Source organism: Psychromonas sp. Urea-02u-13 (genome assembly GCF_002835995.1).
Taxonomy (GTDB): domain Bacteria; phylum Pseudomonadota; class Gammaproteobacteria; order Enterobacterales; family Psychromonadaceae; genus Psychromonas.
Genome location: NZ_PJBZ01000041.1, coordinates 106,538 through 129,010 on the forward strand (window position 1 = coordinate 106,538; position 22,473 = coordinate 129,010).

Here is a 22,473-nt window from a genome sequence, read left to right on the forward strand (position 1 = left end):
GCAGCGTAAATGGTCAATCAGCTAACAGAAAATAGCGAATTGTTACTTAACAATATCAGGCAACTATTAATTCAAGGTCGCAAGCAGGTTGCACAGGTGGTGAACAGCGCCATGGTGCAAACCTATTGGGAAATTGGTCGTGTAATTGTTGAAGATGAACAACAGGGGAAAACACGCGCAGAATATGGAAAATCGCTATTAAAAAACTTATCAAACTCATTAACGCAAGAGTTTGGTAAAGGCTTCGATAGTTCAAATCTACGTAATATGCGTCTGTTTTATCTGGCCTTTCCAATTCGTGACGCAGTGCGTCACACTTTGTCGTGGACCCATTATCGCACCCTTATCCGCATTGAAACTGAACAGAGTCGCCAATGGTACATGAACGAGGCGATCGAGCAAGCATGGTCTGTCCGTGCATTAGAGCGCCAAATTGGCACGCTTTATTACGAGCGATTACTGGCCACGCAAGCCAAGAAAGGCGATATTAGTACGGTATTGAATGAGGCCGAGCAGAAAACCAGTGAGCTTGCCCTGTCTGCCAAAGATTACCTACGTGACCCCTATATTTTTGATTTCTTGGGGCTATCCAGTGATGGTTTACAAGAGAGTAAGTTAGAGCAAGCCTTGATTGATAACTTGCAAAAATTCTTACTTGAACTGGGTAAAGGGTTTGCCTTTGTCGACCGCCAACAACGCATCAGCACCGATGATGGCGACTATTACATCGACTTGGTCTTCTACAACTTTCACCTTAAATGTTTCCTGCTCATTGATCTTAAAATGCATAAACTCAGCCACCAAGATGTCGGGCAAATGGATATGTATGTACGCATGTACGAAGAAAAAAAACGCAGAGCCGATGACAACCCCACTATCGGCTTAATTTTGTGCACTGAAAATAATCACACAGTGGCTAAATACTCCGTGCTCAATGACAGTGCACAATTGTTTGCCTCAAAATACATGACCGAGTTACCTAGCGAAGAAGAGTTAAGCCTGCAACTAGAAAAAGAGCGTCAGCACCTATTAGCATTGGCAGCGGAAAAAGCAGGAGATCAATCATGTTAGTCTTTAACTGCACCAAAGCAGCCGCTGATTTTTTTACCGTGACACGTAAAGGCGAGAAAATTTCTTGCCTTGAGCCAGCCCCCCATAAAACCATTGCCGAATCAGTCGCTACGCCTGTATTTCCTAATGATGTCGAAGCGCAAGAAAACGGCAGTTTTCAATGGCAATGGGTGGTGCATTGCGTTTCCATTAAGCGTAAAAAATACTTAATGGTGATGGATGTACACAGTCGATTCTGCATTACTTTGCTCGCAGGTAAAAAAGGCGACCAATATGCATTCCTTAATGCCTTTGAGTCTATTTTAAAATCGACCTTTCATTGCCTTGCTCATGAAAATGGCATCGATGAAGCTGAAATCGAAATCTGTCTTGATAGCTATGACAGCAAAGTGAATACCTGCGCCTTTCATGCGCGAAGTGATCGTAGCGTGCAAGGGCATCTCAACGATGTGCATTGGCATCTTGAACGTCACTGTTATGAAGATGGCATGTTACTTGACGAGTTAGACTTGTTGAACTTTAACCTTTTTACCGGTCAAATCCCGCGTAACGCCAAAAACCGCAAAGCGCTCTTTTTCCCTTATCGAGAATTTATGCGTTTTTGGCAGGCACAAATACAAGGTGACAATAGCGCAGTGCATAACTCCGTGCATGTCATTGAAAATGAAAAGTTAAGCAATATTGTTGTATTGAGCGACTATCGAAAATGAATGAGAGTCTAAGATGCCCGCATATTCAAACATTAACAGTGCTAAACCAACCATTTAAATTTAATAAACGAGAAGTTCCCCTTACTCCGCGTGGGAACTCAGGCTGACTATGTTGATCTCTAGCACTACTTTGACTTTGATTATGCAATCTCTCGTTCCTACGTTCTGCGTGGTAATGCATAACTACCACAAGTAACTAGCACAAATAATTACCACAATTTACAAATATCTCTCGTTCCCACGCTCTGCGTGGTAATGCATAACCACCACAAGTAACTAGCACAAATAACTACCACAATTTACAAATATCAATCAGCCCGACTTCATTTTCATAATTACGGGCACTGGAATAACGCCAATGAGTCGCTTGATCAACATATCCACGCTTAACCGGATTTTGATGAATATAATCTATCTTTTGTCGCATCATATCGTCAGATAGGATCATTTCAGGATGTACACCCTCCTGCCAGAATTGATAAGCGCAATCACCTTTATGCGCTTTTTTATAAAAAGCCAACTGATCTAAAATCGTTTTTACATGATGTGTTGTTAAATATGCAATTAACTGTTTCGCGGTATACGATTTTAATCGTGCTAAGTCTTTTCCTAATTGATCACTTTGAACAACAAGATGGAGATGATTTTCAAGAATAACGTAAGCATGAACGTTTAATCCCTCTGCCATGAGAAAACGTAACGAATTTAAAATAATATCAACCGTCTGTGGACGTGTAAAAACAGGTATCCAATGCAATACGGTTAATGTGACAAAATGAGGAGCATCTTGTTGTATTATTTTATATCGGCTTCTTCCCATGGTGACTCCTTATGCATTACCACGCAGAGCGTGGGAACGAGTTGACGAGTTAAATAGAGATTACGCTTAGTCCCCATGCTCCGCGTGGGGATTCAGACTGACTGAGTTGATTTCTAGCACTACTTTGCTTATGCATTACCACGCGGAGCGTGGGAACGAGTTATCCGCCTAGTCCCCATGCTCCGCGTGGGGATTCAGACTGACTGAGTTGATTTCTAGCACTACTTTGCTTATGCATTACCACGCGGAGCGTGGGAACGAGTTATCCCGCCTAGTCCCCATGCTCCGCGTGGGGATTCAGACTGACTGAGTTGATTTCTAGCACTACTTTGGTTATGCATTACCACGCGGAGCGTGGGAACGAGTTATCCCGCCTAGTCCCCATGCTCCGCGTGGGGATTCAGACTGACTGAGTTGATTTCTAGCACTACTTTGCTTATGTATTACCACGCGGAGCGTGGGAACGATTTAAACACGCTAGTTGTTAACGTTATTTTTGAATTTGATAGGCCAATTTTCGACTCATAAAACGAGGTAATAGTTTCACCGCAATGACCGCGACTTTATTCATCAACCCCGGTATCACGATTGCTTTTCCTCTGTTTTTTAACGCATGCTTTACCACCACATCTTTATCCATCACACGTAATTTAAAAACCAATGAATCAGACATACCAGCCACATCTGCAAACTCTGTTTTAGTAGCACCAGGGCATAACGCACTCACCGCGACTTGTCCTTTTAATTCTTCATGTAATGCCTCAGAAAAAGAAAGCACAAAGGCCTTACTGGCATAATATAAGGCTAGATGAGGCCCAGCTTGAAAGGCAGCAGTGGAAGCAACATTAATAATAAAACTGTATTTTTCTCTTTTTAAATGAGTGATTAAAGTATGTGTTAACAGGGTTAGTGCAATTATATTCACCTGAAGCATCTGCTGTTGACGAACAATAGGCAATTCAGAAAACGCCCCTCGTGCGCCAAACCCTGCATTATTAATCAGACCGACTAAGCGTATATTTTGTGCTTCGATGAAAGTTTGAATAGTCTCTACTGCTGTGCTTTCATTGAGATCTTCGCTGAGTACTAACACAGTTAACTGAGGGTACTTTTCAGTTAACTTTTTTGCTAATAACGCTAATTTTTCTGAGCGTCTGGCCACCAGCAATAAATTATAATCCTGTGCGGCTAACTGCCATGCAAATTCTTCACCTAGCCCTGAACTCGCGCCAGTAATTAATACCGTATTTTTCATAGTGGTTTCTCTATTGAGGCTCAATTTTATGTTCTATTTGATATTCTATTCTAGTAGGTTTAATTGCACCGATTGATGCTCATCCAACCTAGGGGCCAGCCCCACTGAAATCCCTAATAAACGAATCGGCTTATCGGACGACTTATGCAAAAGGTGATGTAATAAGGTACTAAACAATGATAAAGACAATTCACTAGACTGTCGCTCTGCGTTTTTAATATTAAAATCAGAAAACTTTATTTTAACGCCAATTTTAGTGATCATCTTTTCATCTAATACTTTGTCTAAACGCCGAGTTAATTCCTCAAATAACGGCACTAAGCGTTCGCTGCATTGCTCTTCACCTAAGATGTCATAACTAAACGTATGCTCTACTGCGAGGGATTTACGCTCTCGGTAAGGCTCTATCGCTCGGCTATCGATACCACGACTGTAATTTAATAGTGCACCGCCTAATTTACCAAATTCACTGAGTAGTTTTTCAGCGGAGTATTGCTGTACATCAGCACAGGTCACTAAGCCCTTTTCAGCTAAGTTTTTCTGCGCAACTTTACCCACGCCGGGAATTTTTTTAAGGGGAAGTGTTTTAATGAAAATAGGAATTTGATCTGGGGTTATCACGCAGATGCCATTGGGTTTGTTTTCATCGGAGGCTATTTTAGCTAAAAACTTTACCGAGGCGACACCCGCAGAGGCGGTTAAATTTAACTCTTCAAAAATAGCCCGACGAATATCTTCAGCGATATAAGTCGCCGAGCCTTGGCATAATTTACAATCGGTTACATCTAAAAAGGCTTCATCTAATGACAATGGCTCAACCAAATCAGTATAACGATAATAGATCGCTTTAATCTGTTTTGAGACGTCAATATACACTTGCATGCGACCGGGGATAATCAGCAATTCAGGACAAAGCTGTTTTGCTTTGTAACTTGGCATTGCAGAATGCACACCAAAACTACGCGCGAGATAATTACAGGTAGACAATACACTACGCCGATCCACTTTACCGCCGATAGCTAACGGGATATCTCGATATTCAGGATTATCACGCATCTCAACCGCGGCGTAAAAGCAGTCCATATCAATATGGATGATCTTACGTTGTGGAAAAGTATTTGTTGCAGACATAATAAAACCTGTTTATAAAGACAGTGTTATTGTCGGTTATTTATGAAAAATTGCAATCATTAAATATCTATCTCTGCTAAGTTCATACAATGTGTGACGAAGATTATGCAATCGCGTACAATAGCGATTCTTTCACCAAACTGAGAAATAAAATGGACAATAAACAACAATTAAACACATTTTTAACTACTGTAAAACCCACTCAAACATTTTGGGCATTACAAGACAAAAAAAGTGAAGATTGGGTTGTGCTCGACTCATTACAGTTTGAAGAAACCGACGTCATGCCGTTATGGTCTAGCGAAGCACTTGCTCAAGCACATTGCATCGAAGAATGGGCAGAGTATGTTCCTACTGCTATAACACTGGCTGATTGGTTTGAATTTTGGGTTGATGATCTTCTTGAAGATAATGTCGTTATTGGCATTAACTGGGGTGATGAATCTGGCGATGCAGAAGTTGACCTTGCAGAGCTTACTCAATCATTAACTGAAATTGAAGCACTTTAACGGTGTGAAACAAGACTGAGGCACATATTAAGGTGCTCAGTTAAAAAGCAAAACTGAGAAAAGTCATCATTATCAAATTTCTCAGTTTTCTTAAATATTTGCCCGCTGATCAAACCCACCATTTTGCCATCAATCTTAACCGGCACAAAACAGATTATCCCCTGCGCAATTAACTTGGTTAATTCCGGCGTCATATAATTAACCCATTTATGATGACTGCAATCATTAACGTAAATCGCATTATCCATATCAATCACGTGGCTCACTAAATTACTACTGCCTTTGATAGTAATCGCGCTATGAAACGTCTCAGTATGCCCCACCTCATTATATGACGTACGCGCTTCAATTTGACTCGCATTTGCGGGAATCATCCAAAAAGTACAACGATTAAAACCTAAAATAATGGCACTTTGTTGCAAAGTGAAGGTTAAAAACTCATTAACATTTTGACTGCTTTTACATAATTTAGACAGCTGTTTTAATGTCGCTAATAACGCTTTTTCTTTGCTTACCTCTGCCATAAATGAATTGTTAGTAGCGTGGTTAAAATCATCCCCTTTAGGTAATACTTTTATATGATGCTCAAGCACTGACGCGCCATAAGAGCTCAGTAACTCAATGGCTAATTCACGGGTTTGATTGATTCTTTCTTTTAAGAAATGCACTTCAATTTTCATAATCACACTAATGCGCTTTAAGATATTATCAAATTCAATTTTATTATCCGGAGGGCAAGAGATAGCGCCACTTAATTGGTTCGCTAAACTGATGGTTTGCATTTCGATAGTGCGGCTATCGGGTTGATCCAACGCTTTTATCAGTAAATCCCCTAAATTCCATGTTTTTGCAAGACCAATGCTTAAACCTGAGAACTTAATACCCAAAGATTGCTCGCACTTTTTATTGAATTTTTTAGGCACTAGATTGACATCTTTAATGAGTGTATTGGCAATGTCACTGGGGGTACTCCAAAATGATGTTTCACCAATATGATATAACATAGCGGCTAAATAGACCTCTTCCTGCGTATCATCACTATGATCAGGTACCATCATCTTAGCTAATAGGCCGGCATAAAAGGCATTCGCCATTAACATGGTTAAACGATGATGTATCTCAGGCGCCAGGTTTTTACTGTCTAATAACCCTTCTAGGATTTTGGAGGTAAGGCAAATATTTTTAACCGCGCGAATACCCAACACAATAGCAGCACGCGATACGGTGGTGACTTTAGAAACAGCGGCATGTTGTGAGTTATTTGAGACTCTTAATAAACAAGAAGAAAGCCCTTGGTCGTGTAAAATCGCTTTACTGAGATAAGGAATAGAAGAGGTATCGTCATTTGAATATTTATCCAACATGGCCGCCACTGAAGTAATAGCAGGTAGCTCTTTTTGCGCGAGTATCCGAACCCACTGTTGTTCGCTCCTTTTTATCTTATCAACCATTTTGACCTCTGCTTAATTGCCCATTAAAGCGTAATACCAGACTGTTGTATTCGTCAAACAACGAAAAATCAAACTTTGATATTTTGCTTAATGACCCTAGTGTCGTTAGAATATTGCCACTTTTACTTTTATAAGAATTAACATGTCAGAAAATAGCGTGAGCATCGGCCTAAGCAACCCTAAAAGCCCCACTAATGTAGGCGCAGTCATGCGTGCTGCCGGCTGCTATGGGGTGGATAATGTTATTTATACCGGGACACGTTATGATCGCGCAGTAAAACTGAATACCGATACCAAGCAAGCGCTGAGTAAAATACCTTTAAAGCAGCAAGCACACTTACTGGACGATAAGGCGCATGATGTCAAAGTCATTTGTGTCGATTTAGTTGAGGGTGCGATTCCCCTGCCTAATTTTCAGCACCCAGAGAAAGCGATTTATCTCTTTGGCCCTGAAGATGGGACTTTAAGTCAGCAGTTAATCAATCAAGCGGACGCCGTTGTTTATATTCCTACAACGGGTTGCATGAACTTAGCAGCCACAGTGAATGTATTACTTTATGATCGATTAGCTAAATCGGATAAATTTGTTACCGATAATGATTTAATCAAACAGAGTCGTGATAATAATAATCGTGTCAAAGTAAAAAATAACGCATCAAGTTAGCACCTGACACACTTTTTTGAAGCGCCATGAAAGTGAGTACTCTCAATCAATAACCCGAAGTTTAATAAACTCAGCAAGTAAAGATGATAACAACCCTACTCTCTGAGCATAATCAGAACCTTACCCGTCGGTTGCCTTTCATCTTTTTGTACTTGCTTAGCAATACTTCCTTTACCTAAACTTCCGATGTCATTAAGTAAAATCAAAGCAGCTAAGCCCCCCTTTTAAGCCCTTCAATCTCCTTTTCTTACTGCGATGCTATAGTGATAACTTATTAATAATCATAAGAAATCAGAGTCAGGACAAATTATTTTAATGACACAACACAATTATATTGCGATTAGCTGCGTTTATTTTTAAAATAGAACAGCGTTATACTGCCCAATAGGTATAATAAGAAAACGAAAGATAAGAACATAAAAATAAAATGATAATAAAGAAGGTATAACCAATGTCGAATGTACTTGAATTAGTAAAAAATACACGCCGTAAAAACAAATTAAAACGTGAAATTCTTGATAACGATAAAAAAGTTCGTGATAACCGTAAACGTGTAGACCTACTGAGCAACTTAGTAGATTACATCACGCCAAACATGGATCAAAATGACATTAAAGACATCATTAAAAACATGTTATGTGATTATGAAGATCGTGTTGACGACCATATCATTAAAGGTGCAGAGCTTTCTAAAGAGCGCCGTGACGTAAATAAAAAAATCAATTCTTTTGCACCGGTTGTTGCAAAGAAATAATTTAATAACATCATGTTATTAATATAAAAAGGAGGATTTATCCTCCTTTTTGCTATCTATAATTTAGTAAAATAAAGAGCGACCTAATCTAATGGCCCCAGCCAAAGCCAACTATCAACTGCAACAAGATGACATTCATCTTTGGATCATCGATCCACAAAAAATAATGGCAACCCCAGAATTATTTTCGCTACTTTCAACCTCTGAGCAACAAAAAGTACAACGCTATCGCCTGGATAAAGCGAAACATACCGCGCTTATTACGCGCTCGTTTATTCGTTTATTACTCTCGCAATATGACAACTTAGCACCACAACAGTGGCAATTTAGCATTGGCGAATTAGGCAAACCAGAAGTAACGAATGCAACGATCCCTCTGCGCTTCAATTTAAGCCATAACAATGAACTGATTATTTGTGCATTGTGTTTAACCAAAGACATTGGCTGTGATATCGAAAACCTCTCGCGTAAAATCAATGTGAACGCCATTGCAGAGCGTTTTTTTTCCAAGCAAGAATCACAGTTAATTAAAACGACACCCACACAATTTTTTCAATACTGGACGTTAAAAGAAGCCTTTGTAAAAGCCACCGGTTTAGGTATTAGTCAGGGGTTAGATACATTCAGTTTTGAGATTCACGAGCAGCAGGAAAAGCACAGTAACGATAATATTGGTTTATTCTTCGATGAAAGCTGTAAAGAAAAAGACGCACAAAATTGGTATCACCGTTTATTGTTTCCCGATGACAAACATTGCATTGGTTTGTCGGTCAACAATAAAAAACAGACAGATACCAAACCAACTATCCGTCTGTTTTCAGAGAAGCAGAGTGCATCATTATTTGCTTTTTAGCTGTAAAGCTTAACCGTTCATCGGAGGAACGGTTTTGATAAAATTAACGTCTGTACGCGCGACATCTAATAAACGCGTTAAGTTAGTTAATTTTTTAAGCTCGATACGATCTCTGTAAATACCCCAATCTAAGAAACAGGCTAAACGCAACACACCATCAGTTAACGGTAATTGAGCCGATAACTCTGCTTCATTTAACGCTTCAAGTCCCGATAAAACACGCGCTTTTTGGCGTGTAATATAACTGCTTTGTTCAGCGGTTATATTATCAAACTTCTCAAGAAAGAAGATATTGACACAAGCATCCATCACCGTATTAGTCATGTTAAATAGCTCAAAATCAAGAATATCGTCCATGAAAGGCATTTCTGCTTTTTCACGAAGGTAACGTAAAATAGAGCTTGAATCCGTTAAGGTAATGTCGCCATCCACTAACAGAGGGACTTTTTTGGTCGGTGAAATTTGTGCACTTTGTACTGCATCTGTCTCAATAAACTCACAAGGCAGTGATGTTTCTAATAACGCAATACGACAATGACGAACAAAGGGAGAAGTGAAGCTACCGTAAATTTTCATAGTGTTCCTTAATTGAGTGATAAAAATATATACCTTGATGAAAAACAGCCTGTTAAATAAGGTGTTTTGTGTAGCCCCATTCAACCATCTTTTCAAAGGCTTGCCAAACAGAAGTTGGAATATCTTGCGCTATCTGGAAACCTAATTTCGGGTATTCACGAATACGTTGTAAATCGCCGACCATGACATTGTGAATATCATCACGACTTAAGTCTTCATTGGGATAATCTTGATAGCTAATTTGTGGCGAAGTAACCAGTAATGTGGCCGTAGGTAAATACTTTTTAAATACGGCATAAGCACGACGTTCCATAAAGGGCTTTTGCACAACAAGATAAGAATTAACGGTGATCTCTTTTTCTTTTAATAATGCCATGGTGAAACTGATATTTTCGCCAGTATTAGTCGCTTGATCTTCAATTAAAATAGCGCTCGCGGGCACGCCCATTTCTATCGCTCGATTAGCAAAATACAGGGCTTCTGAACAATCGAATATTCCCTCGGTTAATTTTCCCACGGCGCCTGAGAAAATAAGCAAAGGCGCGAAACCGGCTAAATAAAGTTCGGCGCCGCGTTCAGCAACACGTATATCATTACTGCCCAGTACAAAGATACAATCACTGTTACTCAGTGAATGATGTAATAAATGATAATCCCATATTATCTGCGCAGACGTTGCAATTAACTGTGTTTCTACCATAAAAACCTCATCGTTAGCCGTTATTATTAACAAAATATATTACGTGATTTTATGGTCTCACAGGCGTTTATTTAAAAAATTATGCGCAATTGCAGTGGTTAAACTCATTATTCAACCATAATAATTCGACTTTAAGATAAGCTGACATTTTATGTTGCTTGAGTTTGCCTCAACTCGTGGTAGTATGCGCCGCATAATTTTATTGGGTGCCTTAAACACTTAATAAATAATGAATATTGAACTGCTTTTAATAACACAACATTAAGGATAAAAATGTGAGTAAAGTTTATGAATGAAACTAAAAATAAATACAGCATAGAAACAACCGACTATCACGTTGGGCAAGATAATCTTCAAAAATGGGGGGTTGATATCCATAACCCTGTATTTGGCATCAGCGCAGGCCTTATTTTACTCTTCCTTGCAACATTGTTAATCGTCGACCCCGGCACAGCGAAAGAAACCTTAAACAGTGTAAAAAATGGCATCATGAAAGATTTTGATGTGTTCTTCATGTGGTCAACTAACTTCTTTGTTATCTTTGTTTTAGCATTGATGATTTCCCCTTACGGTAAAATCCGCATTGGTGGTAAAGAAGCAAAATCAGAACACTCGACTATTTCATGGTTAGCAATGTTATTTGCTGCCGGCATGGGTATCGGTCTTCTATTTTGGGGCGTTGCAGAACCTACCGCCTTCTTCACAAACTGGTGGGGCACGCCTTTTAATGTTGAAGCGAATACAGCAGAAGCTAAAACATTAGCAATGGCAGCAACCATATTCCACTGGGGTATTCATGGCTGGGCTGTTTACGCGATTGTGGCATTATCATTAGCCTTTTTTACCTATAACAAAGGCCTTCCTTTGTCGATTCGTTCAGTGTTCTACCCTATTTTTGGTGATAGAGCCTGGGGATGGTTAGGGCATATTGTCGACATTATGGCTGTACTGGCGACCTTATTTGGTTTAGCGACCTCGTTGGGCCTCGGTGCACAGCAAGCAACAAGTGGTATTAATCACGTATTTGGTACTAACGGTGGCATTGGTATGCAGCTAAGTGTTATTGCTTTTGTTACCTTTATTGCCATGTTATCCATTATGCGTGGTATCGAAGGCGGTGTAAAAGTATTGAGTAATATCAATATGATATTTGCTTTAGCACTACTTATCTTCGTTATTTACGTTGGTTTTGATATTGTTATGGTGACTATTCCAGAAACATTAATTGCCTACGGTGAGAATATCTTTGCATTGAGCAACCCACACGGCCGTGATGATACAGCTTGGATGCAAGGCTGGACAGTTTTCTACTGGGCATGGTGGATTTCATGGTCTCCATTTGTAGGCATGTTTATTGCGCGCATATCTAAAGGTCGTACCGTGCGTGAATTCGTGTTTGCAGTGATATTTATTCCTACTCTACTAACGCTAATTTGGATGGCTGTTTTTGGTGGCATTGCTATTAATCAAGTGATCAACCATGTTGGAGAATTAGGCGCTAATGGTTTAACGGATATTTCATTGTCACTATTCCATGTTTATGATGCATTACCTTACGGTAATATCTTATCCATTGTATCGGTTATTTTAGTGCTGATATTCTTTGTTACCTCATCGGATTCAGGGTCATTGGTTATCGATAGCATCACCTCTGGCGGTAAGATAGACGCACCGGTTCCACAGCGTATTTTCTGGGCAATCGTTGAAGGGGCAATTGCAGGTACAATGCTTTGGATTGGCGGTAAAGAGGTACTTCAAGCTTTACAGGCGGGTGTTGTTACTACAGCCCTGCCGTTTACCTTTGTATTGATACTGATGTGTGTCAGTCTGATTAAAGGACTACGCAGCGAATATTACCTGTACAAATAAACCGTTTGATGGACAGCGTTTAAGCTAATTTAAACACTGTGAACATCCTATGTTGAATGCGCTCAAACTGATGTTTGAGCGCATTTTTTTATGCCTGAAAACAAGTAAAAACGTACTAGCTATATAAAACGGTGAGCGAATAGATGAGTGTGGAGGTTTCCAGGCTTGGAATATTAGAAGGTTGGAAGCTTTTTGATATTAGTAGGCGGCTTAAAAGAAGCGTCTATTAATGGGTTAAAAAACAATCCATTAATAAACTAACTGAACATCTTTATTTAGTTGAAACCCACACCGCGTGAATAACACCCGGGAACCAAAATACTAAACACAGTACGATGTTAATAATAAGATCTTTACCTACACCACTTTAAGAAATACGGCAACCGGTGGCAATAATATTGCTAAAATAATTAAGATAACGTTGTTCATTTTTCGACTCTCTTTTGGATTAAAAATAGAGGGGCATTATGTGAAAATAATGCTGTATTAATACGCGTCATCTTCACTGTAAACACGTACCACGACTTCGCCCTGCTCGCTTTCTGTCACTAAAAAAGTAATAGGTTTACAGCAAACTTGGCAATCTTCAATATACTGTTGATCCACATCGGCACTATCAATAAGTACCTCAATCGTTTCACCACAGTAAGGGCAATCGACGGATTTCTCTGCTAATTGATTCAATGTAAAAACCTCCTGCCTTATCTAATAATAACGCTCTACACTAAAGGCTAAATAGTAAAATACTTATACTATGACAATAAATCAGGTATATAAAATGCGAGTAATACTAAACCAACAAAGGCAAACGCAAGCATGGCAAAAATGCGCCACTCTTTTTTCTGAATATCTTCAAATTTAATATCTTCAAGTTGAACGTTTTCATTTAATACGCCATTTTGAGACGCTAATCTTTTCAGTAATGTCTTTTTTAAAAAGTACCCGCCAATAATCCATACTGCGATAGCGGCAGCAAAGGTAAAGAGTTGTGGCGCAGGCGCATTTTTAATAAAGAGGGATAAGCTGTCCATATGTTGCCTTATAGCACTATGTTAAGTAGCTCATAAAATGAGTTCTAAATGAACCATAGTCGTTGAGAGATTTATAATAGATGTGTTTAAAAGTAATGCTGATGCTTACCCTTAAAAACGAAACCATACATTACAACAAATAAACTTATTATCAATACGTTAGTGTTCAAGATAAGCAGTCGATATGGGATCTGCTTTGTGACTGCAGATAAAAAGTACAAAATGGTTGGCGAGAGCATGAAGATAAAATGGAAAGGCCTGACTCCGATAGAATATCGGCATCAGGCCTTTTTAAACGTTCAAATATAAAATTAACCTAGCGTATTATTTCAGATTATTATTTCAGATTATTATTTCAGATTATTATTTCAGATTATTATTTCAGATTATTATTTCAGATTATTATTTCAGATTATTATTTCAGATTATTATTTCAGGGTAATGAAATTCACCGCCGCACTGAAACCAATTTCCTGCTCATCAACACGTAACAGTGTGGCATCCGCATCTAGTGGCGGGAAACGCTCATCAGAAGTATCGAGTTTAATATGCACTTCATCACCGGCGTGCAAGCGAGTATCACTAAATGTAATTAACATACCCGTACTGCTTAAATCTTTACAGATGCCTTTTACTGCAACAGTGCCTTTAGTGATCTCAATCGGTAACTCTAATTCCATACGTTGAAATGAGCGTTTATCATCTGGTGCAAAAAACATAATCTCTCCAATCCAATTAATATTGTATCTCTTTAAAATGGATTAAACGGATCAATCGTGCAAGTTTATTTGACCTTTTTTTAAACAGTTTGAGAGCTTAAACATTATTTTTCAGTAAGTATGAAAAGATCTCTTCAGGCAAAGGCTGTAAACGTTTCTCTTTATCAAGACAAACCATCTCAATATCACCAATAACAGCCGCTTTTTTAGCACCCGGTCGCCAGACTTCTTGGCGCCATAATGTTTTATATTTTCCATCTAGTTTAAAGCTAGTGCGAATATCGCAAACCTCTGCAAATTCAACACCATCTTGAAAGGTCATGTTAGCTTTATAAACAGCAAAACCCAGGCCTTTTTCTCGCCACAGTTTATCTAGGCGATCACTATCGATGACATGTTCACGTGCGCGTTCAAAGTACTTCAAAAAATTGGGATGGTAAACCACGCCAGAGTGATCGGTATCTTCGTAGTATATTTGTACCGGATGATGGAAAATTTTAGGGCTCACGGTTATCTCTCTTGGCTAATTATAATGACTGGCTATTAATACTGTTTAATAAATGTGTCGACGCATCTTCTAATAAATCGAGCACCAACTCAAATCCCGCTTCTCCACCATAATAAGGATCAGGGATTTCACTTAAATTGCTCTCTGCGTAACTTAAAAACAATGCGATTTTATAGTGTAAATGCGTGGGACACATCGCATTGAGATCATCGATATTACGCTTGTCAGCAGCTAAAATAAGATCAAAGTATTCAAAGTCAGCAGCTTGTACCTGGCGAGAAGTAATACCTTTAAAACTATAACCACGTGCCTCCCCGGCCGCCATCGAACGTGAGTCAGGCGCATTACCTTGGTGGTGATTAATGGTGCCTGCGGAATCAATTTCTATTTCGACATTCATCTTGTTCGCCGTCGCACGTAACACCGCTTCAGCCGTCGGAGAGCGACAAATATTACCTAAACAAACCACTAATATCTTTTTCATGCTTTCATTCCTAGACTATTCCATACCCACATAATCAAACATCGATTTTGTTAACGGCGCGGTTTTATAAAATGCGCCACAGGCATTGATTAACTGCGTTGTACGTAGCGAAAAGCCATTGTCCAAATAGCTCAGTACTTGCTGATATACTTTATGTTTAAAAGCTAATCGGTCAATTTCGATACCACTGAGGTTATCCGCACTCACATCAAACTTAAAACCGCAGCTTAATGCAACGGCCCACTCAATCGCTTGCGGCACGATTTCAACTTTTTCAAATTCAGTTTGTTGCGCTGCACTGCGTCCATCGGGCTCATACCAATAACCGTAATCTTCTAATAAACGACGTTTTTCACCGGCCACTAACCAATGTGCCACTTCATGTAAGGCGCTGGAATAAAAGCCATGGGCAAAAATAATACGATGATAGCTAACATCGTTATCGGCCGGTAAGTAGATAGGCTCATCAGTGCCACATACAAGTTGGGTATTAAAATCACTTAAAAAAGTACTTTCAAAAATTTGAATTAAATCTTGGTAATTAAATGCGTTTGACAATGTGTTTGTCCGATTAAAAGTGGTAATATTTTCGCTAAATTATACACTTACCCTCATTTAATTTATAGAAGAAGATCTCATGTCATTTTTGAGCAAAATTCGTTGTGCATTTACGCTTGGCCAAGGTTTATTAATCGAAAACCGTGCATTACAAGCAACAGATGATCCGATTGCCTTTTTCAAAGCCTGGTTAAAAGAAGCTGAAAAGAGTGGCATCATTTTACCTGAGTCAATGTCAGTTTCTAGCAGCACGACAGCAGGACGCCCTTCTTCTCGCATGGTATTACTCAAAGAAGTGGATGAAAAAGGCTTTGTATTTTTTACTAATTACAACAGCCGTAAAGCTGAAGAGTTAGAAGCGAATCCGTTTGCTGCCTTATTGTTCCACTGGAACATGTTACAACGCCAAGTGCGTATTGAAGGCCGTATTGAACGCATTAGTGAGCAAGAGTCTGCTGATTATTTCCATAGCCGTGGCCGTGGTAGTCAAATTGGCGCGTGGGCTTCACATCAAAGTGAATTACTTGAAGATCGTAATATTTTAGTTGAACGTGTAAAAATGTTTGAAGATAAATTTAAAGGCAAAGAGATTCCATTACCTGAATTTTGGGGTGGTTACCGTGTTATTCCTGAAAGAATCGAGTTTTGGCAAGGTAAAGCAGACAGGTTACATGATCGTTTTATTTATCAGCCAAAAGATGGCAACTGGGATATTACACGCTTAAACCCTTAATCGAATTTTCACGTTATGACTTATTGTTCTAATGAAGGAATAAGAAAATCATAACGTGCTTATTTATTATAATAAATAACAACAGTCCCCCCACTAATCGTACTACCATAATTGATATTAAAACCAATGCCAATATTATCTAAAAAGGGTATTTTACCTTTTGTATCAATGACCCAACCAATGCTGTTTTCATAATAATAACCATTGTCAGCTAATATCGACATATCGCCACCAATATCAACACGCTTAAAGTCTAAGGCGATATGATCCGATATACCCCAAATATTGGGCACATCAAATTTAAGCTCTAAACCATTAGTGATACGCCACCCTTCTGGGCTCACATCTTGTATATTTTTTGCCGCGCCACCAATGCCTTGTCCGTATAAATAATGATTACTGTTATGTAGGGTCCACTGTCCCCACGATTGATTTTTTTGATAGCCAAAGCTAAGCACAGGTTCAGCCATCAATACCGTCGCAGAGGTATTAAAAATATGACCATCTAGCATCGCGATTAACTCAGGCGGAAACCTTCACTGTAATTATATTCATTACGATAATGCATCACATGAGCGCCAAAACTTAACCCACCATACCAATTTTTTGATAATTGATAACGCTGTGAGTATTGTACAAAACCACCAAAAACTTGTTCTTTCTTAAAATTGGTAAAACCTTGCAGAGGCTCTGTATTTCGGGCCACTTCAATATGAAATACACGCATGTTAATACTATGAGTCCAGTCAGATTCAATCTCTTGTAACTGCCATGAATAAGGCAAGACTAAAATATCGATACTTTTTTTAAACTCGAGGCTTTTATCGTTACCCCAATTGGGGTCGTCAGAATCAACAAGATAGTTCATCTCGAAATCAGCGATGCCAAAGGTCAAGGCATCACTGTCAGACATAACACTGCTAATCGCAAAGGCTTGCTCTAGGGTTTTCACCCCAACCGTTGCGGCTGCATTAACGATGGCCGAAAAATTTATTATTAGATAACCTACAAAAAGGCGTGTTTTTTTACTCATAACCAACCGTGTTGTTCAAACATAATAGCTAAGCTGTCTAGCTCAGTTTCAAGGTGCTCAGACCATTGTAGACCATTTTCAAGGCCCCCTACCTCTCTCATAAACCAGTTATAAAACACTTTATTTTCAAACACGCCATGCAAATAAGTCGTATAAACATTGTCATGTTGCCAACCTAAGTTTTCACTCATAAAAGTGGTCACTGAACTGTCTGTGACTGTTTCTCCGTGGTGAATCTCATAACCCGTTACGATGCCACCTTGCCAATTTATGATGGTTTGTTGAGTCGATTTTTCTGCCTGTAGCGTAGTTTGTAATGCAATTAACCCTAGACCGGTTTTATGACCGCCTTCTAAACCAAGCGGGTCAAAGATAGCTTCACCTAATATTTGTAAACCACCACAAATGCCTAATATCAATTTACCCGCTTTATGAAAGGTGTTGATTTCTGTTGCTAATCCGGTGGTGGTTAAAAAATCTAAACTCGCGCCACTATTTTTACTGCCTGGCAAAATAAGGGCATCAAAATGACTGAGTGATATATTTTTAGTAATAGGCACTAGATTAATATCATCTTGATATATCAAGGGATCAAACTCATCCATATTTGACGCATAAGGGTAATAAAGTATGCCAATATTAATTTTGCCACGTTGCCAGGTTGTGCCTAAACGAAAGCTATCTTCTTCGGGTAATTGATGGCGGTAATAAGGTAGATTTGCCACCGTTGGAATGCCTGTTTTTTCTTCAAGCCAGTCCATTGCATTACCTAATAAAGCAGCATCACCACGGAATTTATTAAGTACAAACCCTTTAATGAGCTTTTGCTCTTCAATACTTAAACAGGCCCACGTACCCAGTAAGTGCGCAAATGATCCGCCACGGTCAATATCCGAAACAAGGTAAACATCCGCCTGGCACTCAAGTGCTACAGACATATTAACAATGTCACCTTCACGTAAATTTATTTCTGCAGGGCTCCCTGCGCCTTCAATCACGACTTGATCGTATTGTTCAATCAAATGGTGTAGTGATTTTTGTACTTCTGGCCATAATAATGCTTTACGTGCCCCCCAAGGCATTTGGCTCAGTTTGCTGTTTGCCTTGCCATTGATGACCACTTGGCTTTGTGTATCTGCGCTGGGTTTTAATAATACGGGGTTCATCATGGCATCGGGTTTAACTTTTGCAGCAATAGCTTGCAGGTATTGAGCGCGCCCCATCTCTAATCCATCACTGGTAATGGCCGCATTGTTACTCATGTTTTGCGCTTTAAAAGGCGCAACCTTTACACCACGGTTGGCTAATAAACGACAAATCGCAGTCACCACCAACGATTTACCTGCATCACTGGTGCAGCCTAGTATCATTATCGGTTTATTTTTTTGAGTCATGTTACCTGCTCTGAATTTTGGATAAAAAAAAGCACTGCTAATGCAGTGCCTTAAGGTCTAATCAATTAGACCTTAAATGGTAACGATCTGAGTGGTTACCTATTAACCGCGGCGTGTTGCAACAGCGTCAGATAATTGTGCAAGTAATGTTTCAGTATCAGCCCAACCAATACAAGCATCAGTAATACTTTGACCGTAAGTTGCAGCAGCACCATCTACTAAGTCTTGACGACCTTCAACGATGTGACTTTCAACCATTACACCTGAGATAGCTTTATCGCCACCTGAGATTTGACCACAAACATCTGTACAAACTTTCATTTGGTTTTCGAATTTCTTCTCAGAGTTTGCATGACTGAAATCGATCATTAATGTTTCTTCAAGACCTGATTTATTAAGGTCTTTCTTAATAGCAGCAACATCAGCAGCGCTGTAATTTGGCGCTTTACCACCACGAAGAATGATATGACAATCTGGGTTACCAGAAGTTTCAACAATCGCACTGTGACCAAATTTATTCACTGATAAAAAGTGGTGAGAAGCGTTTGCTGCGCCAATTGCATCAACAGCCACTTTGATAGTACCGTCAGTGCCGTTTTTAAAACCAACTGGGCAAGAGATACCCGATGCTAATTCGCGATGTACTTGAGATTCAGTCGTACGTGCGCCGATTGCGCCCCACGTCATTAAGTCACCTACATATTGTGGCGTGATCATGTCTAAAAATTCAGTCGCAGCAGGTAGGCCCATTGCGTTGATATCTAATAACAATTTACGACCAGTACGTAGACCTTTGTTGATATTAAACGTGCCGTTTAATTCAGGATCGTTGATAAGACCTTTCCAACCGACTGTTGTACGTGGTTTTTCAAAATAAACACGCATAACGATTTCTAAAGTACCTTTATATTTTTCACGTAACGGTGCTAATTTTGCAGCGTAATCAAGTGCAGCTTCAGTATCATGAATTGAACAAGGACCAATGATCACTAATAAACGGTCATCTTTGTTACTTAAAATTTTGCTAATCGCATGACGAGAGCCTGAAACCGTTTTTTTAATTTCTTGTGTTGCAGGGAACTTTTCCAATAAAGCGATAGGTGGTAAAAGTTCTTTAATTGCAGTTATATGTACGTCATCTGTTTTTATCATTTTTGTATTCCCAAAATTTATTTTATATTTAACAATTATCTAATTGTTTTAATTTTATATATTTATTAACGATTCAAAGTGAAACAATTTAAACCATTATTAGTCCATTAATGCGCTGTAGGGTTCAATAGTGACCGTTTCGCCGGACGCTACATTACCTCTATCTTGCTCAAGTACGATAAAACAGTTTGATTGACTCATCGAGCTAAAGACACCAGAGCCTTGGCTACCCGTTGTACTCACAACCAGTTGCCCCTCTTGGTTCACGCTGTAGACAGCACGTTGAAAATCAGTGCGCCCAGCGGCCTTTCTCAGTTTATCCGTTGTAATTGCATTAAAACGAATAGCAGGCTTTGCATTCAACCCTGCCATGGTTGCCATTGCTGGCACCGCTAACTGGTACAAAGTGACCATAGCGGAAACAGGGTTACCTGGCAACCCAAAAAACACACTGCTTGGCAGTTTACCAAAAGCAAAGGGTTTACCGGGTTTAATAGCCAGTTTCCAAAAACCAATCTCGCCGAGCTCGCTTAATACTTCTTTTATGAAATCAGCTTCGCCAACGGAAACTCCTCCACTGGTGATCACCACATCTGCTTGTTGATCTGCTGATTGAATCGCTTCTCTGATTGCAGGTAAATCATCTCGGATAATACCAAAATCAATCACATCAACATTCAAACGTGATAACAACGCAATAATGCTATAACGGTTACTGTCGTAAATATCACCTTCAGCCAAAGGTTGGCCCAGGTTTTTCAGCTCATCACCCGATGAAATGACAGCCACTTTTAATTTTCGGTAAACAGAAATATTAGCAATACCCAGCGATGCAATCAGCGGAATATCACGGGGCGTTAATTTATGCCCTTGTTTTAAGACTTCTTGCCCTTGTACTAAATCTTCACCCGCTAGACGTACATTATCGGCAAACGTCGGCGTTTTGCTAAAGCTTATCTGATCACCTTGAGCGAGTGTATTTTCTTGCATTACCACAGTATCAGCGCAACTTGGCATGACAGCCCCGGTCATAATACGCAGGCACTGACCACTCACAAGAGAGCCCGAATAGGGATCACCGGCAAAAGATTTTCCGACTAAGGTAAGGGTAATAGGATTTTCAGCGGTGGCAGCAAGCAAATCAGCTTGTAGCATTGCATAACCGTCCATTGCTGAATTATTAAATGGCGGTACATTAATAGGCGATTGAATGTCCTGAGCAAGAGCAAAACCTAACGCCTCTGACAGCGGTAATATAATTGCTTCGCAGACATTACTCACTGAGGTCTGTAACTTTGTTAATGCTTGTTCAAGGGGCATTAATCCTTTGGCATCACAACAACCCATTTTATCATTCCCACTAATTAACTAAATAGGCAGGAATTGTGACTTCATATTCGCTTTACTGCAAATCAAGATCCTTAAAAACTGGTTTAGGATCAAGATTGGCAGATATTTACCCTTATATTGCCCGATTATCGAACAAGTTATCAGGCAGATTCTTCGACACCTTTAATACCACGTAGATGTTTAAAACAACTATCAATCGCTGTTTTAATAAAGTCCTGCAGGTAAGCGAGGTCTTTTTGCTCTTCACGGACCGCGGCATAAAGCGTATTCCATACCCCTTCTTTCCCTAATCGACGCGCCACAACATAATCTTTTTTCAGGTATTCATATAACGCCCAATTAGGCAACCCGGCAACACCACGGCCACTGGCCACTAACTGCAACATCATCAGAGTCATATCAGCATGGCGCACTTTGGCTGGTGAAACACCTGCAGGTATCAGAAATTGATTGAAGATATCTAAACGCTCAATCTCAACGGGATAAGTGATCAAGGTTTCCTGTGCCAGTTCTTCAGCTTCAATAAAAGTATTATTCGCTAAGCGATGATGACGACTTAATGCCAACATCGGCTGATAGCTAAACAGAGGAATATAACTAATGCCCTCAATAGGACGAGGATCAGAGGTGACCACTAAATCTAAGTTACCGCGTTTAAGAGCCGGTAGTGGCAGAAAACTAAAACCGCTGGAAAAATCAAGTTCCACTTCAGGCCAACTATCACGAAAGCTATCAATGGCAGGCATTAACCATTGAAAACAAGAGTGACACTCAACCGCCATGTGTAAACGTCCTGCATCGCCAGAAACAAACCGAGAGAGGTCACGTTCAGCGCTACTAATTTCAGGTAATACGCTGTCGGCAAGTTCGAGTAAACGCGCGCCAGCCACAGTAAAACGAATTGGCCGTGATTTACGAATAAACAAAGAGCAATTCAAACGCCCTTCTAACTCTTTTAATTGATGAGAAAGCGCCGATTGAGTGAGGTGCAATTGTCGTGCAGCTTCCACTAAGCTCCCGGTATTATTTAATGTTGATAACGTACGCAGGTGTTTAATTTCAATCATAAAAAGCCTTTAGATTAGTTTATTTCGTGATAACTTGAAAAAAACTAATAATAACAGTAAGAATAAGCCAATGTCGCCTTT

At 39.6% G+C, this 22,473-nt stretch carries 26 protein-coding genes and 1 pseudogene; 8 read left to right on the forward strand and 19 right to left on the reverse strand.

Features of this window, described 5'->3' with window-relative positions:
• Positions 1-9 precede the first annotated feature (9 nt).
• On the forward strand, positions 10-1,071 hold the full coding sequence (locus CXF74_RS04175; protein ID WP_101081145.1) for a PDDEXK nuclease domain-containing protein: 1,062 nt from the start codon (positions 10-12) through the stop codon (positions 1,069-1,071).
• Entirely contained in the window at positions 1,065-1,781 is a 717-nt protein-coding gene (locus CXF74_RS04180; RefSeq protein WP_198552775.1) for a DUF6933 domain-containing protein, read from the forward strand. Before CXF74_RS04175 ends, CXF74_RS04180 begins: the two co-directional genes overlap by 7 nt.
• 289 nt (positions 1,782-2,070) lie before the next feature.
• Here CXF74_RS04180 and CXF74_RS04185 read toward each other — a convergent pair whose 3' ends face one another.
• The 3 genes from CXF74_RS04185 to dinB all read right to left on the reverse strand — a co-directional run bounded on the left by CXF74_RS04185 (position 2,071) and on the right by dinB (position 4,987).
• Positions 2,071-2,601 carry an REP-associated tyrosine transposase gene (locus tag CXF74_RS04185; RefSeq protein ID WP_101081146.1) on the reverse strand — a complete coding sequence of 177 codons (531 nt, stop codon included), beginning with the start codon at positions 2,599-2,601 and terminating at the stop codon, positions 2,071-2,073.
• Between the two features lie 490 nt (positions 2,602-3,091).
• Positions 3,092-3,856, reverse strand: coding sequence for an SDR family NAD(P)-dependent oxidoreductase (locus CXF74_RS04190; RefSeq protein WP_101081147.1), 765 nt, complete (start codon positions 3,854-3,856; stop codon positions 3,092-3,094).
• Between the two features lie 45 nt (positions 3,857-3,901).
• Entirely contained in the window at positions 3,902-4,987 is a 1,086-nt protein-coding gene (gene dinB, locus CXF74_RS04195) for a DNA polymerase IV (protein ID WP_101081148.1), read from the reverse strand.
• A gap of 152 nt (positions 4,988-5,139) precedes the next feature.
• Here dinB and CXF74_RS04200 point away from each other — a divergent pair, with 152 nt between their 5' ends.
• Positions 5,140-5,496, forward strand: coding sequence for a DUF2750 domain-containing protein (locus CXF74_RS04200; RefSeq protein WP_101081191.1), 357 nt, complete (start codon positions 5,140-5,142; stop codon positions 5,494-5,496).
• Here CXF74_RS04200 and CXF74_RS04205 read toward each other — a convergent pair.
• Positions 5,493-6,947 (reverse strand): HDOD domain-containing protein, encoded by a 1,455-nt coding sequence (locus CXF74_RS04205; protein WP_101081149.1) that lies wholly within the window; start codon positions 6,945-6,947, stop codon positions 5,493-5,495. The genes CXF74_RS04200 and CXF74_RS04205 overlap by 4 nt on opposite strands.
• Before the next feature lie 142 nt (positions 6,948-7,089).
• On the opposite strand from CXF74_RS04205, the gene CXF74_RS04210 reads away from it, so the two are divergent.
• The 3 genes from CXF74_RS04210 (at position 7,090) to CXF74_RS04220 (ending at position 9,218) form a co-directional block, all read left to right on the forward strand.
• The gene (locus tag CXF74_RS04210; protein ID WP_101081150.1) at positions 7,090-7,611 is read left to right on the forward strand and encodes an RNA methyltransferase; all 522 of its coding nucleotides are present in this window, start codon (positions 7,090-7,092) and stop codon (positions 7,609-7,611) included.
• Between the two features lie 451 nt (positions 7,612-8,062).
• Positions 8,063-8,365, forward strand: coding sequence for a DUF496 family protein (locus tag CXF74_RS04215; RefSeq protein WP_101081151.1), 303 nt, complete (start codon positions 8,063-8,065; stop codon positions 8,363-8,365).
• A gap of 91 nt (positions 8,366-8,456) precedes the next feature.
• A complete protein-coding gene (locus tag CXF74_RS04220; RefSeq protein ID WP_101081152.1) occupies positions 8,457-9,218 on the forward strand; it encodes a 4'-phosphopantetheinyl transferase family protein in 762 nt (253 codons plus the stop codon).
• 9 nt (positions 9,219-9,227) lie between these two features.
• Here CXF74_RS04220 and CXF74_RS04225 read toward each other — a convergent pair whose 3' ends face one another.
• On the reverse strand, positions 9,228-9,794 hold the full coding sequence (locus CXF74_RS04225) for a glutathione S-transferase family protein (RefSeq protein ID WP_101081153.1): 567 nt from the start codon (positions 9,792-9,794) through the stop codon (positions 9,228-9,230).
• Between the two features lie 52 nt (positions 9,795-9,846).
• A complete protein-coding gene (locus CXF74_RS04230) occupies positions 9,847-10,494 on the reverse strand; it encodes a YdcF family protein (RefSeq protein WP_101081154.1) in 648 nt (215 codons plus the stop codon).
• 288 nt (positions 10,495-10,782) lie between these two features.
• Between CXF74_RS04230 and CXF74_RS04235 the strand changes: the two genes are divergently transcribed.
• A complete protein-coding gene (locus CXF74_RS04235) occupies positions 10,783-12,363 on the forward strand; it encodes a BCCT family transporter (RefSeq protein WP_101081155.1) in 1,581 nt (526 codons plus the stop codon).
• A 271-nt stretch (positions 12,364-12,634) separates the two neighbouring features.
• Here the strand turns inward: CXF74_RS04235 and CXF74_RS04240 are convergent.
• The 7 genes and pseudogenes from CXF74_RS04240 to CXF74_RS04270 all read right to left on the reverse strand — a co-directional run bounded on the left by CXF74_RS04240 (position 12,635) and on the right by CXF74_RS04270 (position 15,663).
• Positions 12,635-12,792, reverse strand: a pseudogene (locus CXF74_RS04240) (YqaE/Pmp3 family membrane protein).
• Between the two features lie 57 nt (positions 12,793-12,849).
• Positions 12,850-13,047 (reverse strand): CPXCG motif-containing cysteine-rich protein, encoded by a 198-nt coding sequence (locus CXF74_RS04245; protein WP_101081156.1) that lies wholly within the window; start codon positions 13,045-13,047, stop codon positions 12,850-12,852.
• 68 nt (positions 13,048-13,115) lie between these two features.
• A complete protein-coding gene (locus CXF74_RS04250) occupies positions 13,116-13,394 on the reverse strand; it encodes a hypothetical protein (RefSeq protein ID WP_101081157.1) in 279 nt (92 codons plus the stop codon).
• Between the two features lie 428 nt (positions 13,395-13,822).
• Positions 13,823-14,113, reverse strand: coding sequence for a PilZ domain-containing protein (locus tag CXF74_RS04255; protein WP_101081158.1), 291 nt, complete (start codon positions 14,111-14,113; stop codon positions 13,823-13,825).
• 97 nt (positions 14,114-14,210) lie between these two features.
• Positions 14,211-14,627: a thioesterase family protein gene (locus CXF74_RS04260; protein WP_198552780.1), complete on the reverse strand. Its 417-nt coding sequence runs from the start codon at positions 14,625-14,627 to the stop codon at positions 14,211-14,213.
• Between the two features lie 13 nt (positions 14,628-14,640).
• Positions 14,641-15,105, reverse strand: a complete 465-nt coding sequence (locus CXF74_RS04265; protein WP_101081160.1) for a low molecular weight protein-tyrosine-phosphatase — start codon at positions 15,103-15,105, stop codon at positions 14,641-14,643.
• 15 nt (positions 15,106-15,120) lie between these two features.
• On the reverse strand, positions 15,121-15,663 hold the full coding sequence (locus CXF74_RS04270) for an elongation factor P hydroxylase (RefSeq protein WP_101081161.1): 543 nt from the start codon (positions 15,661-15,663) through the stop codon (positions 15,121-15,123).
• A gap of 79 nt (positions 15,664-15,742) precedes the next feature.
• On the opposite strand from CXF74_RS04270, the gene pdxH reads away from it, so the two are divergent.
• Positions 15,743-16,396 carry a pyridoxamine 5'-phosphate oxidase gene (gene pdxH, locus CXF74_RS04275; protein WP_101081162.1) on the forward strand — a complete coding sequence of 218 codons (654 nt, stop codon included), beginning with the start codon at positions 15,743-15,745 and terminating at the stop codon, positions 16,394-16,396.
• Between the two features lie 59 nt (positions 16,397-16,455).
• Here the strand turns inward: pdxH and CXF74_RS22790 are convergent, their stop codons facing one another.
• From CXF74_RS22790 to CXF74_RS04305, 6 genes are all read right to left on the reverse strand, one after another.
• A complete protein-coding gene (locus CXF74_RS22790; RefSeq protein WP_101081163.1) occupies positions 16,456-16,908 on the reverse strand; it encodes a Solitary outer membrane autotransporter beta-barrel domain in 453 nt (150 codons plus the stop codon).
• Positions 16,909-16,913: 5 nt separating this feature from the next.
• Positions 16,914-17,429, reverse strand: coding sequence for a Solitary outer membrane autotransporter beta-barrel domain (locus CXF74_RS22795; RefSeq protein ID WP_101081164.1), 516 nt, complete (start codon positions 17,427-17,429; stop codon positions 16,914-16,916).
• A complete protein-coding gene (locus CXF74_RS04290) occupies positions 17,426-18,823 on the reverse strand; it encodes a cobyric acid synthase (RefSeq protein WP_232772435.1) in 1,398 nt (465 codons plus the stop codon). Before CXF74_RS04290 ends, CXF74_RS22795 begins: the two co-directional genes overlap by 4 nt.
• 102 nt (positions 18,824-18,925) lie before the next feature.
• The gene (gene aroG, locus CXF74_RS04295) at positions 18,926-19,975 is read right to left on the reverse strand and encodes a 3-deoxy-7-phosphoheptulonate synthase AroG (protein ID WP_101081165.1); all 1,050 of its coding nucleotides are present in this window, start codon (positions 19,973-19,975) and stop codon (positions 18,926-18,928) included.
• Positions 19,976-20,074: 99 nt separating this feature from the next.
• Entirely contained in the window at positions 20,075-21,322 is a 1,248-nt protein-coding gene (moeA, locus tag CXF74_RS04300) for a molybdopterin molybdotransferase MoeA (RefSeq protein ID WP_101081166.1), read from the reverse strand.
• Between the two features lie 143 nt (positions 21,323-21,465).
• On the reverse strand, positions 21,466-22,392 hold the full coding sequence (locus tag CXF74_RS04305) for a LysR family transcriptional regulator (RefSeq protein ID WP_101081167.1): 927 nt from the start codon (positions 22,390-22,392) through the stop codon (positions 21,466-21,468).
• Positions 22,393-22,473: the final 81 nt, after the last annotated feature.

What these genes read in the sequence shown, in the direction of transcription:
- CXF74_RS04175 (WP_101081145.1), top strand. Translation starts at nt 10, where the DNA reads ATGGTCAATCAGCTAACAGAAAATAGCGAATTGTTACTTAACAATATC.
- CXF74_RS04180 (WP_198552775.1), top strand. Translation starts at nt 1,065, where the DNA reads ATGTTAGTCTTTAACTGCACCAAAGCAGCCGCTGATTTTTTTACCGTG.
- CXF74_RS04185 (WP_101081146.1), bottom strand. Translation starts at nt 2,601, where the DNA reads ATGGGAAGAAGCCGATATAAAATAATACAACAAGATGCTCCTCATTTT.
- CXF74_RS04190 (WP_101081147.1), bottom strand. Translation starts at nt 3,856, where the DNA reads ATGAAAAATACGGTATTAATTACTGGCGCGAGTTCAGGGCTAGGTGAA.
- dinB (WP_101081148.1), bottom strand. Translation starts at nt 4,987, where the DNA reads ATGTCTGCAACAAATACTTTTCCACAACGTAAGATCATCCATATTGAT.
- CXF74_RS04200 (WP_101081191.1), top strand. Translation starts at nt 5,140, where the DNA reads ATGGACAATAAACAACAATTAAACACATTTTTAACTACTGTAAAACCC.
- CXF74_RS04205 (WP_101081149.1), bottom strand. Translation starts at nt 6,947, where the DNA reads ATGGTTGATAAGATAAAAAGGAGCGAACAACAGTGGGTTCGGATACTC.
- CXF74_RS04210 (WP_101081150.1), top strand. Translation starts at nt 7,090, where the DNA reads ATGTCAGAAAATAGCGTGAGCATCGGCCTAAGCAACCCTAAAAGCCCC.
- CXF74_RS04215 (WP_101081151.1), top strand. Translation starts at nt 8,063, where the DNA reads ATGTCGAATGTACTTGAATTAGTAAAAAATACACGCCGTAAAAACAAA.
- CXF74_RS04220 (WP_101081152.1), top strand. Translation starts at nt 8,457, where the DNA reads ATGGCCCCAGCCAAAGCCAACTATCAACTGCAACAAGATGACATTCAT.
- CXF74_RS04225 (WP_101081153.1), bottom strand. Translation starts at nt 9,794, where the DNA reads ATGAAAATTTACGGTAGCTTCACTTCTCCCTTTGTTCGTCATTGTCGT.
- CXF74_RS04230 (WP_101081154.1), bottom strand. Translation starts at nt 10,494, where the DNA reads ATGGTAGAAACACAGTTAATTGCAACGTCTGCGCAGATAATATGGGAT.
- CXF74_RS04235 (WP_101081155.1), top strand. Translation starts at nt 10,783, where the DNA reads ATGAATGAAACTAAAAATAAATACAGCATAGAAACAACCGACTATCAC.
- CXF74_RS04250 (WP_101081157.1), bottom strand. Translation starts at nt 13,394, where the DNA reads ATGGACAGCTTATCCCTCTTTATTAAAAATGCGCCTGCGCCACAACTC.
- CXF74_RS04255 (WP_101081158.1), bottom strand. Translation starts at nt 14,113, where the DNA reads ATGTTTTTTGCACCAGATGATAAACGCTCATTTCAACGTATGGAATTA.
- CXF74_RS04265 (WP_101081160.1), bottom strand. Translation starts at nt 15,105, where the DNA reads ATGAAAAAGATATTAGTGGTTTGTTTAGGTAATATTTGTCGCTCTCCG.
- pdxH (WP_101081162.1), top strand. Translation starts at nt 15,743, where the DNA reads ATGTCATTTTTGAGCAAAATTCGTTGTGCATTTACGCTTGGCCAAGGT.
- CXF74_RS22790 (WP_101081163.1), bottom strand. Translation starts at nt 16,908, where the DNA reads ATGCTAGATGGTCATATTTTTAATACCTCTGCGACGGTATTGATGGCT.
- CXF74_RS22795 (WP_101081164.1), bottom strand. Translation starts at nt 17,429, where the DNA reads ATGAGTAAAAAAACACGCCTTTTTGTAGGTTATCTAATAATAAATTTT.
- CXF74_RS04290 (WP_232772435.1), bottom strand. Translation starts at nt 18,823, where the DNA reads ATGACTCAAAAAAATAAACCGATAATGATACTAGGCTGCACCAGTGAT.
- aroG (WP_101081165.1), bottom strand. Translation starts at nt 19,975, where the DNA reads ATGATAAAAACAGATGACGTACATATAACTGCAATTAAAGAACTTTTA.
- moeA (WP_101081166.1), bottom strand. Translation starts at nt 21,322, where the DNA reads ATGGGTTGTTGTGATGCCAAAGGATTAATGCCCCTTGAACAAGCATTA.
- CXF74_RS04305 (WP_101081167.1), bottom strand. Translation starts at nt 22,392, where the DNA reads ATGATTGAAATTAAACACCTGCGTACGTTATCAACATTAAATAATACC.